Origin of the sequence: Luteibacter sp. ME-Dv--P-043b, assembly GCF_030209605.1 — a bacterium.
Lineage (GTDB): Bacteria > Pseudomonadota > Gammaproteobacteria > Xanthomonadales > Rhodanobacteraceae > Luteibacter.
Window position 1 is genome coordinate 30,672 of sequence record NZ_JARVRT010000002.1, and the last position, 16,006, is coordinate 46,677.

Annotated in this window: 17 protein-coding genes; 6 read left to right on the forward strand and 11 right to left on the reverse strand. The window is 69.0% G+C overall.

What is annotated here, in order from left to right; all coding sequences use genetic code 11:
• Positions 1-193: 193 nt before the first annotated feature.
• The 3 genes from QRN34_RS01120 to QRN34_RS01130 all read left to right on the forward strand — a co-directional run bounded on the left by QRN34_RS01120 (position 194) and on the right by QRN34_RS01130 (position 3,632).
• Positions 194-1,537 carry a chloride channel protein gene (locus QRN34_RS01120; protein ID WP_345782876.1) on the forward strand — a complete coding sequence of 448 codons (1,344 nt, stop codon included), beginning with the start codon at positions 194-196 and terminating at the stop codon, positions 1,535-1,537.
• A complete protein-coding gene (gene hutI, locus QRN34_RS01125; RefSeq protein WP_285401245.1) occupies positions 1,534-2,778 on the forward strand; it encodes an imidazolonepropionase in 1,245 nt (414 codons plus the stop codon). The genes QRN34_RS01120 and hutI overlap by 4 nt, the downstream gene beginning before the upstream one ends.
• Positions 2,779-2,903: 125 nt before the next feature.
• On the forward strand, positions 2,904-3,632 hold the full coding sequence (locus QRN34_RS01130; protein ID WP_285401247.1) for a hypothetical protein: 729 nt from the start codon (positions 2,904-2,906) through the stop codon (positions 3,630-3,632).
• A 60-nt stretch (positions 3,633-3,692) separates the two neighbouring features.
• Here the strand turns inward: QRN34_RS01130 and QRN34_RS01135 are convergent, their stop codons facing one another.
• The 3 genes from QRN34_RS01135 to QRN34_RS01145 form a co-directional block, all read right to left on the reverse strand.
• Positions 3,693-3,860, reverse strand: a complete 168-nt coding sequence (locus QRN34_RS01135) for a 30S ribosomal protein THX (RefSeq protein ID WP_081916503.1) — start codon at positions 3,858-3,860, stop codon at positions 3,693-3,695.
• Positions 3,861-3,953: 93 nt separating this feature from the next.
• Positions 3,954-4,943: a cation diffusion facilitator family transporter gene (locus QRN34_RS01140; protein WP_285401252.1), complete on the reverse strand. Its 990-nt coding sequence runs from the start codon at positions 4,941-4,943 to the stop codon at positions 3,954-3,956.
• Between the two features lie 37 nt (positions 4,944-4,980).
• Positions 4,981-5,436 (reverse strand): MerC domain-containing protein, encoded by a 456-nt coding sequence (locus tag QRN34_RS01145; protein ID WP_285401355.1) that lies wholly within the window; start codon positions 5,434-5,436, stop codon positions 4,981-4,983.
• 87 nt (positions 5,437-5,523) lie between these two features.
• On the opposite strand from QRN34_RS01145, the gene QRN34_RS01150 reads away from it, so the two are divergent.
• A complete protein-coding gene (locus tag QRN34_RS01150; RefSeq protein WP_285401254.1) occupies positions 5,524-7,536 on the forward strand; it encodes a TonB-dependent receptor in 2,013 nt (670 codons plus the stop codon).
• Positions 7,537-7,671: 135 nt separating this feature from the next.
• On the opposite strand, the gene QRN34_RS01155 is transcribed toward QRN34_RS01150, so the two are convergent.
• From QRN34_RS01155 to gltX, 3 genes are read right to left on the reverse strand one after another with little or no spacing between them, the layout of a single operon-like run.
• Positions 7,672-8,145, reverse strand: coding sequence for a transcriptional repressor (locus QRN34_RS01155; protein WP_285401256.1), 474 nt, complete (start codon positions 8,143-8,145; stop codon positions 7,672-7,674).
• 40 nt (positions 8,146-8,185) lie between these two features.
• Positions 8,186-8,470: a hypothetical protein gene (locus tag QRN34_RS01160; RefSeq protein ID WP_036140764.1), complete on the reverse strand. Its 285-nt coding sequence runs from the start codon at positions 8,468-8,470 to the stop codon at positions 8,186-8,188.
• A complete protein-coding gene (gene gltX, locus QRN34_RS01165) occupies positions 8,463-9,866 on the reverse strand; it encodes a glutamate--tRNA ligase (RefSeq protein ID WP_285401259.1) in 1,404 nt (467 codons plus the stop codon). Before gltX ends, QRN34_RS01160 begins: the two co-directional genes overlap by 8 nt.
• 143 nt (positions 9,867-10,009) lie before the next feature.
• On the opposite strand from gltX, the gene QRN34_RS01170 reads away from it, so the two are divergent.
• On the forward strand, positions 10,010-11,170 hold the full coding sequence (locus tag QRN34_RS01170; protein WP_285401262.1) for a glycosyltransferase family 1 protein: 1,161 nt from the start codon (positions 10,010-10,012) through the stop codon (positions 11,168-11,170).
• On the forward strand, positions 11,142-11,684 hold the full coding sequence (locus QRN34_RS01175; protein ID WP_285401264.1) for a phosphatase PAP2 family protein: 543 nt from the start codon (positions 11,142-11,144) through the stop codon (positions 11,682-11,684). Before QRN34_RS01170 ends, QRN34_RS01175 begins: the two co-directional genes overlap by 29 nt.
• Before the next feature lie 9 nt (positions 11,685-11,693).
• Here the strand turns inward: QRN34_RS01175 and accD are convergent, their stop codons facing one another.
• Genes accD through truA form a run of 5 tightly spaced genes read right to left on the reverse strand, consistent with a single transcriptional unit; the run spans position 11,694 to position 15,991 of the window.
• Positions 11,694-12,566, reverse strand: a complete 873-nt coding sequence (accD, locus tag QRN34_RS01180) for an acetyl-CoA carboxylase, carboxyltransferase subunit beta (RefSeq protein WP_285401266.1) — start codon at positions 12,564-12,566, stop codon at positions 11,694-11,696.
• 27 nt (positions 12,567-12,593) lie between these two features.
• Positions 12,594-13,394, reverse strand: coding sequence for a tryptophan synthase subunit alpha (gene trpA, locus QRN34_RS01185; protein ID WP_285401268.1), 801 nt, complete (start codon positions 13,392-13,394; stop codon positions 12,594-12,596).
• Positions 13,394-14,605 carry a tryptophan synthase subunit beta gene (gene trpB, locus QRN34_RS01190; RefSeq protein WP_036140759.1) on the reverse strand — a complete coding sequence of 404 codons (1,212 nt, stop codon included), beginning with the start codon at positions 14,603-14,605 and terminating at the stop codon, positions 13,394-13,396. The genes trpA and trpB overlap by 1 nt, the downstream gene beginning before the upstream one ends.
• 10 nt (positions 14,606-14,615) lie before the next feature.
• Positions 14,616-15,227, reverse strand: a complete 612-nt coding sequence (locus QRN34_RS01195; RefSeq protein ID WP_285401271.1) for a phosphoribosylanthranilate isomerase — start codon at positions 15,225-15,227, stop codon at positions 14,616-14,618.
• Positions 15,224-15,991: a tRNA pseudouridine(38-40) synthase TruA gene (truA, locus tag QRN34_RS01200; RefSeq protein WP_285401272.1), complete on the reverse strand. Its 768-nt coding sequence runs from the start codon at positions 15,989-15,991 to the stop codon at positions 15,224-15,226. Before truA ends, QRN34_RS01195 begins: the two co-directional genes overlap by 4 nt.
• Between the last annotated feature and the right edge of the window lie 15 nt (positions 15,992-16,006).

A 16,006-nucleotide genomic window follows, 5' to 3' on the forward strand; every position in this document is an offset into this window, starting at 1 on the left:
CGCTGCGGCGCCGCGGCCACGGACCGGCGTCGCGCTGTCGGCGGCCCGGCCCACGGGCGCATAATGGGAAGATGATCCCGACCATTCCACCCGAGCGCCACGCGACATCGTCGGCGCGCATGCCGGAGACCCCGTGAGCGACCTGCCTCCCCACGACGACGCGGACGCTCCGCATCACCCACGCTTCCAGCGCCTGCGCAAGCTGCGCCAGCACGACCTGCTCTCACCCCTGCAATGGCGGCGGCGCGTGCTGTTCTGGACCGGCGCGATCGTGGTCGGCCTGTCCGCGGTCTTTTTCGCCAAGGTGGCGGACTACGCGTTCGAACTCTTCCACAGCGTGGCGTCGCATGGGTGGTGGGTGCCACTGTTTATCACGCCCCCCATGTTCGCCCTGCTCTGCTGGCTCACCCAGGGGGCGCTGAAGGCGACGCGTGGCTCGGGCATCCCGCAGGCCATCGCGGCCCTGAAGGTGGAAGACGAAGACTTCCGCACGCGCCTGCTGGCCCTGCGCGTCGCCCTGGGCAAGATGGCGCTGACGCTGGCGGCGCTGCTCGGCGGCGCGTCGGTCGGCCGCGAGGGCCCCACGGTGCACGTGGGCGCCGGCCTGCTTTATTCGATGGGGCGCCGCTTCGGGTTCGACGATCCCACCGCGGCGGGACGCTTCATCCTCGCCGGCTCCGCCGCCGGCCTGGCCGCGGCGTTCAACACGCCTCTGGCGGGCATCGTGTTCGCCATCGAGGAAATGTCCGGCACCTTCGAGCACCGCATGAGCGGCACGCTGCTGACCGCCGTCTTCGTCGCCGGCGTGGTCTCGCTGGGCGTGCTGGGCAACTATGCCTATTTCGGCGACATCAGTGCCTCACTGCCGCTGGGTCGCGCATGGCTGGCGGTCCTGCTCACCGGCATCGTCGGTGGCCTGGCCGGCGGTCTGTTCGCACGCCTGATCATTCCCTCCACCCTGGGCCTGCGCGGCGTGGTCGGCCGGCTCCGCGCGAGGCAGCCGATCGTGTTCGCCGCCGCCTGCGGGCTGGCGCTGGTGCTGCTGAGCCTGCTGAGCGCCAATGGCCTGTACGGCACCGGCTACGCCCAGGCGCGCGACATCCTGCAGGGCCACAGCGATACCGGCCCACTGTTCGGTGCACTCAAGTTCCTCGGCAACATCGCCTCGTCCTGGGCAGGTATCCCCGGTGGCATTTTCTCGCCGGCCCTGGCCGTCGGCGCGGGCCTGGGCGGCAACATCGCTCACCTGCTGCCGGGCGCGGACACCTCGGCCGTGGTGCTGCTAGGCATGGCCGCCTATCTGTCCGGCGTGACCCAGGCGCCCCTTACGGCCACGGTGATCTCGCTGGAACTGACCGCCAACCACATGATGGCGCTGCCGATCATGGCCGCCTGCCTGCTGGCGCGTGGCACCTCCGCCCTGGTCTGCCGCGTGCCGGTCTACAAGGCCCTGGCGGATGCACTGATCGTGCAGTACGAAGCCGAGCGCGTGCGCCGCGAGCCAGCGCCGGCTACGGATGCGGGGCACGCCCCGTGAACGGGGGCGATCGCTGGGACCACCTGCTGCTCGACGTCGGCCTCGCCACGCTGGCATCGACCGGCACGGCCTATGGCGCCATCGAGAACGGCGCTATAGGCTGGCGGGACGGCGTCATCGCCTTCGCCGGCCCGCGCGCCACCCTGCCCGGCGACCCGCATGCGCTCGCCCACCGGGTCGAATCGCTGCCGGGCCATTGGGTCACCCCGGGGCTGGTCGACTGCCACACGCACCTGGTCTTCGGCGGTGAGCGTTCCCGCGAGTTCGAGCAACGGCTGGAGGGCGCGACCTACGAGGAGATCGCCCGCGCGGGCGGCGGCATCGTTTCCAGCGTGCGGGATACACGCGCCGCGGATGAGGACGAACTGCTGCGCCAGTCGCTGCCCCGTGCGCAGGCCCTGCTGGCCGACGGCGTGACCACCCTGGAAATCAAGTCGGGCTATGGCCTGGCGCCCGATGCCGAGCGGCGCATGCTCCGCGTCGCCCGTCGCATCGGCGAGACGCTGGGCATCGACGTGCGCACCACCTTCCTCGGCCTGCACGCGCTGCCGCCGGAGTATGCGGACCGCCGCGACGACTACGTCGCGCTGGTCTGCGACAGCATGCTGCCCGCGCTGGCCGACGAAGGCCTGGTGGATGCCGTGGATGCCTTCTGCGAGGGCATCGGTTTCACGCATGCGGAAACCGAGCGTGTGTTCGCCCGGGCCGCGGCCCTGGGCCTGCCAGTGAAGCTGCATGCCGAGCAGCTGTCCGACCTGGGTGGCGCGGCACTGGTCGCCCGCTATGCCGGCCTGTCCGCCGATCACCTGGAGTGGACCAGCGACGAGGGCGTGCGCGCCATGGCCGCGGCCGGCACCGTGGCGGTGCTGCTGCCGGGCGCGTACTACGCGCTGCGTGACACGCGCCCGCCGCCGATCGCCCGTTTTCGCGAACACGGCGTGGCCATGGCGGTGGCCACCGATCTCAATCCCGGCACCTCCCCGTTGCTGTCGCTGCGCATTGCCATGAGCATGGCCTGCACGCTGTTCCGCCTGACGCCCGAGGAAGCCCTGCGCGGGGCGACGGTACACGGCGCCCGTGCCCTCGGGCTGGACGACCGCGGCACCCTGGAAGTCGGCAAGCGCGCGGACCTGGCGGTCTGGAACGTCAGGCACCTGCCCGAGCTGTGCTACTGGATCGGCGGCACGCTGCTGCGCGAAAGCTGGATCGCCGGCGCGCGGTTGTCGTCGCCGCGGGCGTGACCGCCACGGGCAACATCCGACTGATTTTTCAGAAAACTTCCATCGATCATAGGGGCGACGCCCTCTAACATCACGGTCCCTTCGCCCATCCGGGCGTTGGCGACCCTGATTGTCGAGGATCGTCGATGTTGCGGCCTGCCGCCCGTCTCACGCTGCTGGTCTGTCTGCTCACGGGCTGTGCCGGCGCCGACGACCCGGAAGACCGGCGTGCACGTCGCGCCCGGCAGATGCGCGATGTATCGCGCATGCTCGATGCCATGGAACACCCCGACCGGTCGCCCGGTCCACGCGAAGCCGCGCCGCTCCCCGCGGCGCCACCCGCGGCACCCACCGTCCGCGACGCGCCCAGGTACGGCACCTGGCAGGGCCGCGGGCGGATGGTCGCGGCAGCCATGGGCCTGGGCCTGTTCGGCCTGGCCGTGGCCGTACGCCTGGCGAGGCGATGGCACAGGCGACGGCACCGGTCGCGAAGCGTCGCGGAAGCACCGTCCTCCATCGTGCATTTCGCCGAGACCCCGGTGCCGACCCAAGGCATAACGGGCATGCAAGCCCGCCCCACGTGGATCTATCGCACGTCGCCCTACGAGACGCCGCTGCTGCACATGGTGCCGGCGCCGGTCGACCTGCTACCGCCCTGGCTGCCCGAACCTACCCCGACCGCCGCCCTGGCCATGGCGCGCGCGGCGCTGCAGCGGGCGCGGTCGCTCACCGGCAGCGAGGCGGACGAAGCCTGTTCGTTCGCGCTCATGCACGCGTTCCTCGCCGAACAGGAGCCCTCGCTGCGGGCGGAGGCCACGGCATGCCGGCAGGCGGTCACGGCGCTGTACGAGGCGCTGCCGCATCGCCGGCACTGAGCAGCCCACCAACGAAAAACCCCGCCGAAGCGGGGTTTTTCGTCTCACGCAAGGCAGGCTTTACGCCTTCTTGCGCGGCGCGGCCTTCTTGGCAGCGGCGGCGGCAGGCTTAGCGGCAGCCGGCTTGGCCACGGCAGCGCCGGTGACGACATCGACGTGCGGACGGGCATTGCCGTAGCTGGAACGGTAGATCTTGCCGCGACGGGTGCGGCGGTCGCCCTTGCCCATGGGAAACTCCTTGATTCGGAATGATGAAGAGGATCGGCCGGCCATCGTATCAGCGGCGGCGCAAATGGCAAGCACCGCCCTTGGGCGGCAGGGTCAGTGGGCGTGGCTGCCGCCGTCCTGGCCGCAGCCTTCGCGGTCGTCCTGGCAGCCGCCGGGATCCACCTGCACGGTGGCGTGGCCGACCCGCCAGCGCTCGCTGAGGGTGGCCTTGATGACGGTCAGCACCCGGCCCGCGTCCGTGCCGGGGGCCAGTTCCGCATGCAACGTGGCCATGCGCGAGCCGGCGGTCACCTGCCAGATGTGCACGTGGTGGATATCCACGATGCCGGGATCCGCCGCCATCAGCTGCCGCTGCACCTCCGCCAGGTCCACGCCTTCCGGCGTGCCCTCCAGCAGGATGTGCCCCGAGCGGCGCACCAGCGACCAGGCGCTGCGCAGGATCAGCAGGGAGACCAGGATGGACAGGACCGGATCGGCCCAGTTCCAGGCCAGCCAGCGCACGGCCAGCGCGGCCAGGACGGCCGCCACGGAACCCAGCAGGTCGCCCAGCACATGCAGGCTGGCGCCGGCGATGTTGACGTCGTCGGGGTCGTGGCCGTGGAGGGTGCGCAAGACGATGACGTTGGCGGCCAGGCCCACCAGCGCGACCGCCAGCATGATGCCGGACAGGATGGGCGCCGGATGGAACAGCCGCATCACCGCTTCGTACACGATGAAGGCGACCAGGGCGAACTGGGTCAGCGCATTGACGAACCCGGCCAGCACCTCGATGCGGCCATAGCCGTAGGTGCGCCGGGCATCGGCCGGGCGCGCGGCGAAGCGCGCACCCAGGAAGGCCAGCAGCAACGCCAGCGCATCCACCAGCATGTGGCCGGCATCGGCCAGCAGGGCCAGCGAACCGGAGGCCAGTCCGCCCGCCGCCTCGACGACGAGCATGATCGTGGTGAGGACGAAGGCGAACAACAACTTGCGCTCGCTGCCACCGGCGGCGTTCGCATGGTCGTGGTCATGCGCGTGGCCGGGCGCGTGGCCGGGCGCGTGGCCGGGCGCGTGGTCGTGCGGATGGGCGTGATCGTGTGACATGGGCGGAAGGCTAGGCGCCGGGGCCGCGGTTACACAATCACGGGTGGACGCAGGACGGCCCGTGGAGGTGCCCCGCATGATCGCCGTGGTCGACGCGCAGGTTGACGAAGTGCGCCGAGGCCACCAGCAGACCCCCGCAGGTCACCAGTGCGCTATGCACCAGCAGCGAGCCTTCGTGCAGCACGGTGACGCCCGCCACCAGCAGGACGAGACCGGGCAGCGCTAGCATCAGCGGCAGGCGCCGGCGGTGCCGCCGGTAACCGGAGACCAGCGCCAGCGTCGCCAGTACGCAGGCGAAGCCGACGAAACCCGTTTCGAAGCGGTGATCGGCCAGGAACGACAAGCCCATCACCGGCAGCAGCGCGATCACGAACGGCATGGCAGCGCAGTGGATCGCGCACAGGAACGACGCCGTGGCGCCGAAACGATCGGCCACATGCCACCAGCGGCGGGGCGTGGCGGCGTCGTCGGAATCGAGGCGAAGGTCGGTCATGGGATGCATAGCGTGACTTCTTGCACAGGTCCAGGCAAGTGATGATACTTTATAACATCTCAGAACACACCATGGAGTGACCTCCCGATGCGCCGAACCCTTCTCGCCCTGACGCTCGCCACCACGTTCGGTAGCGCTGTTCCCGCCATGGCCGAAGATGCGCCGCAGGATGCCACCGCCCCCGCCTCACCCAAAGAGGGCCAAGGCAAGTCGCGCAAGAACGCCGACAAGCTGGACGCCATCGTGGTGAACGCCGTGCCGCTGGGCCAGAGCGCGGACCAGATCGTTGCGCCCGTGGCGGTACTGGCCGGCTCCGCCCTCGACGACGCGAAGGCGGTGTCGCTGGGTGAAACGGTGTCGGCTATTCCGGGCGTGCAGAGTTCGGCCCTGGGCACCGCCGTGGGCCGGCCGATCATTCGCGGCCTCGACGGCCCTCGCGTGGCGGTGCTGGAGAACGGCCTGTCCTCGCAGGATGTGTCCAACGTCAGCCAGGATCACGCCGTCACCCTGGAGCCGTTCCTGGCCGACCAGATCGAGGTGCTCAAGGGCCCGGCCACCCTCCTCTACGGCTCCGGCGCCATCGGCGGCGTGGTCAACGTCGTCGACGGTCGCGTGCCCGAGAAGGCACCCGACAACGGCTTTGCCGGCCGCGCGGAGCTTCGCCACGATTCCGTCTCCGACGGCAAGACCGGCCTGCTCCGCCTCGACGCGGGCAACGATGCCTTCGCGATCCACGTCGATGGCATGCATCGCGACAACGAGGATTACGACATTCCCGGCGGCACGCTGGCCAATAGCGCGGTAAAGACCACCTCCGGTGCCGTCGGTGCGTCGGTGCTCGGCTCGTGGGGTTACGTCGGTGTGTCGGTGTCGCGGTTCATGGACCTCTACGGCAGCCCCGCCGAGCCCGGCGATGCGGCCGAGGGCGAGGACCCGGTGCACATCAAGATGGCGCAGACCAACTACAGCCTGAAGGGCGGCCTGGTCCAGCCCATCGACGGCATCGCCAGGGTCGAGTTCAACCTGGGGCACGGCGCCTACCAGCATGTGGAATACGAAGGCGACACGCCGGGCACCACGTTCACGACCAACAGCAACCAGGGCCGGCTGGTCGTCACGCACGAGGAATTCGCCGGCTGGAACGGCGCCTTCGGCGTTCAGACGCAACATCGCCGGTTCTCCGCCGTGGGCGAGGAAACCTTCGTGCCGCCGACGACGACCAGGGGCGCCGGCGTCTTCCTTACCGAGCAACGCGAATTCGGGCCGGTGAAGGTGGAACTGGGCGCACGCCACGACAAGCAGGACGTCGAGCCGGACAACGGCGCCAAGCGCAACTACAGCCCCAACAGCTTCTCCGCCGGTGCCGCCTGGCGCTTCGCCGACCAATGGCACCTGTCGCTCAACCTCGACCATGCCGAGCGCGCGCCGTCGGAGGAAGAACTCTTCGCCAACGGCCCGCACGCCGCGTCGAACACCTTCGAGATCGGCAGCGATCTCAACAAGGAAAAATCGAACCAGGCCGAACTGGGCCTGCATTTCCACGGCGACGCGGTCGAGGGCAAGGTCGCGGTGTATTACAACAAGTACAAGAACTTCATCTACCTGGCCGACACCGGCGAAGTGGAAGACGACCTGCCGGTGCGCATCTGGTCGCAGAACGACGCGACCTTCCGCGGCGCCGAGGCGGAAGCGACCTTCCACCTGGCCAAGGGCACGTCGGGCAACTGGGACCTGCGCGTGTTCGGCGACACGGTACGCGCCACGCTATCCGACGGCGCCGGTAACGTGCCGCGCATTCCCGCCGGCCGCGTGGGTTCCACGCTGAGCTGGAGCGCCGACAGCCTGCGCGCCAGCCTGGGCGCGGTGCGTTACATGAAGCAGGACAAGATCGCCGCGTTCGAAACGGATACGGCGGGCTACACCCTGGTCAACGCACACGTTGCGTGGACCTTCGTCAACGACGATCGCAGCCAGTGGGAAGCGTTCGTCGACGGCAACAACCTGACCAACAAGACGGCGCGCCCCGCCACCTCGTTGTTCAAGGACGTGGCACCCATGCCCGGTCGCAACGTATCGGTGGGCGTGCGCGCGTTCTTCTGAGTGACCGACCCGGACGCTCCCCCCTCCCGGCCCGGTCGGAAACGGAACGGGGCATCGCAGTGATGCGACGCCCCGTTTTTTTTGCGCCGGAGCCCGAACGTGGCGTAGGAGCGCACGATGTGCGAGATAGGATTTCTAGCGGCAGTTCTTGCAGATGCCGTGGACTTCGAGCGTCTGCGCCTGCGGACGAAAACCCAGCGCGCGGGCCTGTGCTTCGATCAACTCGGCGACGCGCTCGTCGCAGACTTCCTGCGCGCATTGGCACTTGTCGCAGATGAGGAACGGGACCTGGTGCGCCTCTGCCGGATGGTGGCAAGACACGTACGCGTTGATCGACTCCAGCTTGTGGATGAAGCTGTTTTCGAGCAGGAAATCGAGCGCGCGATAGACCGTGGGTGGCGCAGCGTTGCCGTGTTTCTCGCGCAGGCGATCCAGCAGGTCGTAGGCCTTGATCGGCTTGCCCGCGCCGGCGACCAGTTCGAGCACCTCGCGCCGCAGCGGCGTGAGGCGCAGGCCACGCTGGATGGAGGCCTGCTCGACCGCGGCGACGAAGCCGCGGGCATCGTCGTGGTGGTCGTGCGTATGTTTGTGCGCTGCGGGCGTGGTCACATCGATATCCTCGTGTGCGTCATCCTAACATGTGGATCGCTCAGCGCTTTTTCGACCCCGGTAGCGGCGGCGGCAAGCGTGGCGGCTTGCGCGGAAGAAACGGCACCACCCAGCCGAAGGGGCCCAGCACCAGTGCGGCGACGATACCGGCGACGAGGCGACCGCGCCACCAGCCGAGCGCGGCACCTACCACGATGAAGACGACCTGCCACAGGATCAGTTCGCCCCATGGCACCAGCCGCATCAGGTTGGCGAAGATCGCCAGGAACGCACCGGGGGCGTCCGGATCGACGCCCTGCATCGCCCGGGCGAGCAGTTCATCCACGAGCGCGGGCGCACGCCTCGTCGATCCGTGACAGCGCGCCGTCGCGGCCGGCCAGGTAGATGGTGTGTTCGATCGACGGCGATACCTGGGTGCCGGTCATGGCCACGCGCAGCGGCGCGGCCACCTTGCCCATGCCCAGTTCCAGCGCGGCGGCCACGCGCTCGACGGCGCCATGCACCGCTTCGGGCGTCCACTCGGCCAGCGCGGCCAGTTCGGCCCTGGCCTGTTCGAGTGCCGATACCGCGGTATCGGTGCGCAGGTGTTTTTCGACCGCCTTGTCATCCCAGGCCAGGATCGGGCCGTACCAGATCTTTGCGCGCTCGGCCATTTCCTTGAAGGTCTGCACGCGATCGCGCAACGCCACCACGACATCCGCGGGGTTCGGGCCCTGCGAAGCATCGATGCCGATCTTCGCCAGGTGCCAGGCCAGCTCGGGCCCGAGCGTGGCGGGATCGTCGTGCTTGAGGTAATGCTGGTTGAGCCATGACAGTTTGGTGACGTCGAAGCGCGACGCCGCCTTGTTGACGTCGGCCACGTCGAACAGCGTTTTCATGTCGTCGACGGAGAAGATTTCCTGGTCGCCGTGCGACCAGCCCAGCCGGACCAGGTAATTGAGCAGCGCGTGCGGCAGGAAGCCGTCGTCGCGGTACTGCATGACGCTGACCGCGCCGTGGCGCTTGGACAGCTTCTGCCCGTCCGGGCCGAGGATCATGGGCAGGTGGGCGAACTCGGGCACGGGTGCGCCCAGCGCCTTGTAGATGTTGATCTGGCGCGGCGTGTTGTTGACGTGGTCGTCGCCGCGGATCACCTCGGTGATACCCATGTCGATGTCGTCGACCACCACGGCGAAGTTGTAGGTCGGGAAACCGTCGGAGCGGAAGATGACCAGGTCGTCCAGCTCCTCGTTGGACCACTCGATGCGACCCTTGACCTTGTCGTCGAACACCACCGACCCCGTGGACGGGTTCTTGAAGCGGATGACGCGGTTGGGGTCGTCGCGCAGCGGCTCGTCGCGGTCACGGTAATAGCCGTTGTAACGCGGCTTCACGCCCGCCTCCATGGCGGCGTTGCGCATGGCCTCGATCTCTTCCTTGGTCTCGTAGGCGTAATACGCCTTGCCCTCGCGCAGCAGCTGGTCGGCCACCTCGCGGTAGCGATCCATGCGCTGCGTCTGGTAGTACGGGCCTTCGTCGTGGCCGAGGCCCAGCCACTGCATGCCGTCGAGAATGGCCTGCACGGCCTCCTGGGTGGAACGCTCGCGGTCGGTGTCCTCGATGCGCAGCACGAATTCCCCGCCGCGGCGACGCGATTCCAGCCAGCAATACAACGCGGTGCGGGCACCGCCGATGTGGAGGTAGCCCGTGGGGCTGGGAGCGAATCGGGTGCGGACGGTCATCGTGGGGATCATCGGGCTGACAAGACCGGGATTTTAACCGATACGCCTGGCGCGCGTCGTAACCGCGCGGTCATCTGGCCATCATGCCCGCGACATGCCCGCACGCAAGGATGGCTCAGGCTCAGGACACAAGGGGCACCGCCATGCGACTCGGCATCGTTACCGAGACCTACGCACCGGACGTGAACGGGGTTGCCCTGACCGTCCAGTCGCTGGCCCGCGGCATGCTGCGGCGGGGCCATACGGTCGACCTCATCCGTCCGATCCACCCGGATGCACCGGCCTCGGCGGATGCCGGCATGGACGTACTGGCAGTGGAAGCCGCCGCCGTGCCCCGCTACGACAGCCTCCGCTTCGGCCTGCCCTCCCGCTTCCGCCTCGAACGCCGCTGGCGCTCCGATCGCCCGGACGCGATCTACGTGGCCACGGAAGGCCCGCTGGGCTGGAGCGCGGTCAGTGCCGCGCGCCGCCTGGGTATCCCCGTTGCCACCGGCTTCCATACCCGCTTCGATTTTTACGTCGGCCATTACGGCTTCGGCGCGCTGACGCCCCTGGTACGCCAGTACCTGGCTCGCTTCCACCGCCGCGCGCACGCCACGCTGGTGCCGACCGGCCAGCTGGCCGCCGAACTGAACGACCTGGGCGTGCACGACGTGCGCGTGCTGCGTCGCGCGGTGGACACGCAACGCTTCCACCCGGACCGCCGCGACGAGCGCCTCCGCGACGCCTGGGGCGCCGCGCCCGACGCGCCGGTGATGCTCAGCGTGGGCCGCCTCGCCCCGGAAAAGAACCTGCAGGTGGTCGTCGATGCCTATCGTGCCCTGCAACGACGCGTGCCGACGGCGCGCTGCGTGATGGTCGGCGATGGTCCGGCACGCGCCGCACTGGAAGCCGCCCATCCGGACATCGTCTTCCCCGGCACACGCCGTGGCGACGAACTGGCGGCGTGCTACGCCAGTGCCGATCTTTTCGTGTTCCCCAGCCTCACCGAAACCTTCGGCAACGTGGTGCTGGAAGCCATGGCCTCGGGTACCCCGGTGGTCGCCTACGCCGAAGCCGCTGCGCGGGAGTTCATCCGCAACGGGCAGAACGGCATCCGCGTGGCACCGGGCAACGAAGGCGGCCTGATCGAACGTGCCGCGGTGCTGGGTGCGGACCTGTTTGCCTGCCGCTCCATGGGCACGGCGGCACGCGCATCGGTGGCCGGTTCGTCGCCCGAATCGGTGATTGCCGAGTTCGAACTGATCATGACATCCCTGTCCGAGGAGAACGTCCATGCATCGCGTACCGCCGTCGCCGCGTAGGGCCAACCTCGACCGCCGCATGTGCGTCGCCGCCAACCGGTGGGGCGCACGCCGGGCCATCGGGATCTTCTTCGGTGCCGTCAGCCGGCTGGGCGACGGCGTGTTCTGGTACGCGCTGATGAGCGTCATCGCCCTGGTCGGCGGCTGGCACGGCGTGGCCGTGGCGCTGCAGATGGCCGTTACCGGGCTTACCGCGCTGATGCTCTACCGCGTGCTGAAGCGCTGGACGCGTCGTCCGCGTCCGTTCCGCACCTGCCCCGGCGTCATTGCGCACATACCGCCGCTGGACGAGTTCAGCTTTCCGTCGGGCCACACGCTGCAGGCCGTGTCGTTCACCGTCGTGGCGGTGGCGCACTACCCCGTGCTGGCACCGTTCCTGATCGGCTTCGCCGCTCTGGTCGGCGCATCGCGCGTGGTGCTGGGGTTGCATTACCCCAGCGACGTGCTGGCGGCCACCGTGATCGGTGGCGCCTTGGGTACGCTGTCGCTATGGGCGGAGCGCGTACTGGTCTGATCTGGTCGATCAGGCGACGGCGCGCGGTGCCTTGCCGAGGATGCCGAGGACCGAGCCCAGCGTGTCGCGCATCTCGCGACGGTCGACGACCATGTCGAGGGCGCCGTGTTCGATCAGGAAGTCCGGACGCTGGAAGCCTTCCGGCAGGGTCTCGCGCACGGTCTGCTCGATGACGCGAGGGCCGGCAAAGCCGATCAGGGCCTTGGGCTCCGCGACATTGAGGTCGCCCAGCATGCCCAGGCTGGCCGAGACGCCACCGGTGGTCGGGTGGGTCAGCACCGAGATGTAGGGCACGCCGGCGTCGCGCATGCGCGCCAGGGCGGCCGAGGTCTTGGCCATCTGCATCAGCGAGAACAGGCCTTCCTGCATGCGTGCGCCACCCGTGGCGGCGAAGCAGACCAGCGCACTACGATCGGCCAGGGCCTTCTCGGCGGCGCGGGCGAACTTCTCGCCCACCACCGAGCCCATCGAGCCGCCCATGAAGGCGAATTCGAAGGCGACCGAGACCACCGGACGCTCCAGCAGGCGACCGGTCATCGCGATCAGCGCGTCGCGCTCGCCGGTGGACTTCTGCGCGGCGACGACGCGGTCCTTGTACTTCTTCTGGTCCTTGAACTTCAGCGCATCGACGGCCTCGAGCTTCGGCCACAGCTCGGTGGCGCTGCCCTCGTCGAAGAACGCATTGAGGCGCACGCGCGCCGAGATGGCGTGGTGATGCCCGCACTTGGGGCACACCATCAGCGATTTCTCGAGTTCGGGCTTGTAGAGCACGGTGCCGCAACCGGCACACTTCTCCCACACACCTTCGGGCACCTTGCCCTTGCCGGCGGCCGCGCTGGGTGCGCGGGTCTTCGGCGTCATGATTTTCTGCAGCCAGTTCATGGTGGTTCTCCGAAAGGGTGGTGCGGATCAGCGCGCGTCGAGCGCGGCGCGGATGGGCGCAAGGAAATCGTGCGCGCGGCGGGCGGCATCGTCGGCGGACTCGGCGCCGGCCAGGCGATCGACCAGCGCGCTGCCGATGACCACGGCATCGGCGAAGGCACCGATCGCCACGGCGCTGGCCGCGTCGCGCACGCCGAAACCGACGGCCACCGGCGCGTTGGACCGCGCCCGGATACCGGCCACCCGCTCGGCGATGTCGCCGGTGCTGAGCTGGGCCGAGCCCGTGATGCCGGCGAACGACACATAATACAGGAAGCCCGAAGCCGCCTTGCAAAGGGCGTCCAGCCGGGTTTCCACCGTCGTGGGCGAGGCCAGCACGATCTGGTGCAGCCCCGCCGCGCGCAGGGGCTCCAGGACGTGGGATTCCTCCAGCGGGCAATCGACCATCAGCAGGCCGTCGACACCTTTCTCCGCGGCATCCTCGGCGAATTCCGCGTATCCGTACATCTCTACGGGGTTGAGATAACCCATGAGGACGATCGGCGTCTCGTTGTCGGTCTCACGGAACGCCGCGACCCAGGCCAGTACGTTGTTCAGGCCCACGCCCTGGGCGATAGCCCGCTCGCTGGCGTGCTGGATGACCGGGCCATCCGCCATGGGATCGGAGAACGGCACGCCCAGCTCGATGACGTCGGCGCCAGCGGCCACCAGGGCATGGAGCATGGGGACCACGGCGTCAGGCAGGGGATCGCCCGCGGTGACGAAGGTGATCAGGCCGGTGCGACCGGCGGCTTTCAGGGCGGCGAAACGCGTGTCGAGGCGGTTCATCAGAGCAGGATCCCCTCGCGCTCGGCGATGGTATGGACATCCTTGTCGCCACGCCCCGAAAGGTTGGCCAGGACCAGGCCGTCTTTCGGCAGTTCGCGCGCCAGCTTGATCGCCTGGGCAATGGCGTGGCTGGATTCCAGCGCCGCCAGGATGCCTTCGGTGCGGGCCAGCAGGTGGAAGGCCTCGAGGGCTTCGTCGTCGGTGACGCCGACGTATTCCGCGCGGCCGGCATCTTTCAGGAACGCGTGTTCCGGACCGACGCCGGGGTAGTCGAGACCGGCCGAGACGGAATGCGTCTCCACGATCTGGCCGTTGGCATCCGACAGCACGTAGGTACGGTTGCCGTGCAGCACACCGGGCTTGCCGGCCGCCAGCGAGGCGGCATGGCGACCCGTGTCGATGCCGTCGCCCGCAGCTTCGGCGCCGACGATGCGCACGTCGCGGTCGTTGAGAAAGGCGTGGAACAGCCCGATGGCGTTGGAGCCGCCGCCGACGCAGGCGGTGATGACATCCGGCAGGCGACCGAACTGCTCGAGGGTCTGCTCACGCGCCTCGCGGCCGGCGATGGCGTTGAAGTCGCGGACCATCTGCGGATACGGGTGCGGGCCGGCGACGGTGCCGATGATGTAGAAGGTGTCGGTCACGTTGGTGACCCAGTCGCGCATGGCCTCGTTGAGGGCGTCCTTGAGGGTCTTGGAGCCGGACGTGACCGGCACCACCTCGGCGCCGAGCAGGCGCATGCGATAGACGTTGATCTTCTGCCGCTCGATGTCCACCGCGCCCATGTAGACGATGCACTTCAGGCCCAGGCGGGCGGCCACGGTGGCGCTGGCCACGCCGTGCTGGCCGGCGCCGGTCTCGGCGATGATGCGTGTCTTGCCCATGTGCCGGGCGACCAGCGCCTGGCCCACGGTGTTGTTGATCTTGTGCGCGCCGGTGTGGTTCAGGTCCTCACGCTTGAGGATGATGCGCGCGCCACCGACGTGGCGGGTCAGGCGCTCGGCCAGGTAGACCGGGCTGGGACGGCCGACGTAATACTTGAGGTCGCGGTCGAGCTCGGCGATGAAGGCGGGATCGACACGCAGCTTCTCGTACGCCGCGGTCAGCTCGGCCAGCGGTTCCATGAGCGTCTCGGCCACGTAGATGCCGCCGTAGTCGCCAAAACGGCCGTGCGCGTCGGGGTAGGCGTGGAAATCCGTGATCTCGGTCATTGCGTTCTCGCTATCGTCGTACGGCGGACATGAAGCGTTCCATCTTAGCCGCTTCCTTGATGCCCGGCGAAACCTCGATGCCGCTGGAGACATCCACCGCCCACGGCCGCGCGATGCGGATGGCCTCCGCCACGTTGTCCGCGTCCAGGCCGCCGGCCAGGATCAACGGCTGCGCAAGATCCTGCGGCATGGTCGACCAGTCGAACCGCTGCCCGCTGCCGCCCTGCTCGCCCAGGCCGTGCCCGTCCAGCAGCAGCCCCGCGGCGCCGGGAAACAGGTGCAGCCGGGCCAGGGCCGGCGCGCCCTCGCCCATTGCGATGGCCTTGGTATAGCGCACGCCGTGGGCGGCGCACTGCGCATCGGTTTCCGTGCCGTGGAACTGGAGCATGTCCGGGCGTACCACCCTGACCACCTCGTCGATGAAGGCGGGCTCGTCGTCCATCACCAGCGCCACGACGCTGACATAGGGCGGCACGGCGTCGCGCAGGCGCGCGGCGGCTACGGGATCGACGAAGCGCTTGCTCCGGCGCGTCATCACCAGGCCGATGGCATCCACGCCGAGGCGTACAGCCAGCTGCACGTCGTCGATGCGGGTCAGGCCGCAGAACTTGATCCGGGTCATAGGGTCACTTCCTGTGGCAGCCCCCAGTGGGCTTCATAAAGCGGACCGAGGAAGGTCAGGCCTTCCGCGGGCGCAGTGGCACCGGCCACCTCGCGGTCGCGGCCGGCCAGCAGCTCGGCCATCCAGCCGACGGCTTCCTCGCCGCGGCCGATCCGCAGCAAGGACCCGACGATGTTGCGGACCATGTGGTGCAGGAAGGCGTTGGCCTCGATCTCCACCACCACATGGATATCCTCGCGGAACACGCGGATGGCGCGCACGTTGCGCCGTGCATGCGCGGCCTGGCAGGAAATGGCCCGGAACGCCGTGAAGTCGTGCTCGCCCACGATCGCCTGCGCCGCCTCGTGCATGGCATCCGCATCGATCTGCCGCCGCTCCCAGGCGACGAACCGCGCGTCCAGCGCGGGGCGCACGAAGCGCGGCAGGATGCGATAGCGATAGCGACGCGCCCGCGCCGAGAAACGTGCATGGAAGTCATCGGCCACCGGCTGCGCCCACGTGACCGCCACGCTGTGCGGCAGGTTGGAACACGCACCGAGGATCCAGCCGCGCATGTCGCGCACCACCTCGGTATCGAAATGGACCACCTGGCAGCGCCCGTGCACGCCGGCATCCGTGCGGCCGGCCGCGGTGACCTCCACCGGGGCATGCGCGACGAAGCCGAGCGCCTTCTCCAGCGCACCCTGCACGGTCTTCGCATGGCTGAGCCGCTGCCAGCCGAAGAAATCGGTGCCGTCGTATTCGACGCCAAGGGCGATGCGCATGGGAAAGGTGTCGGG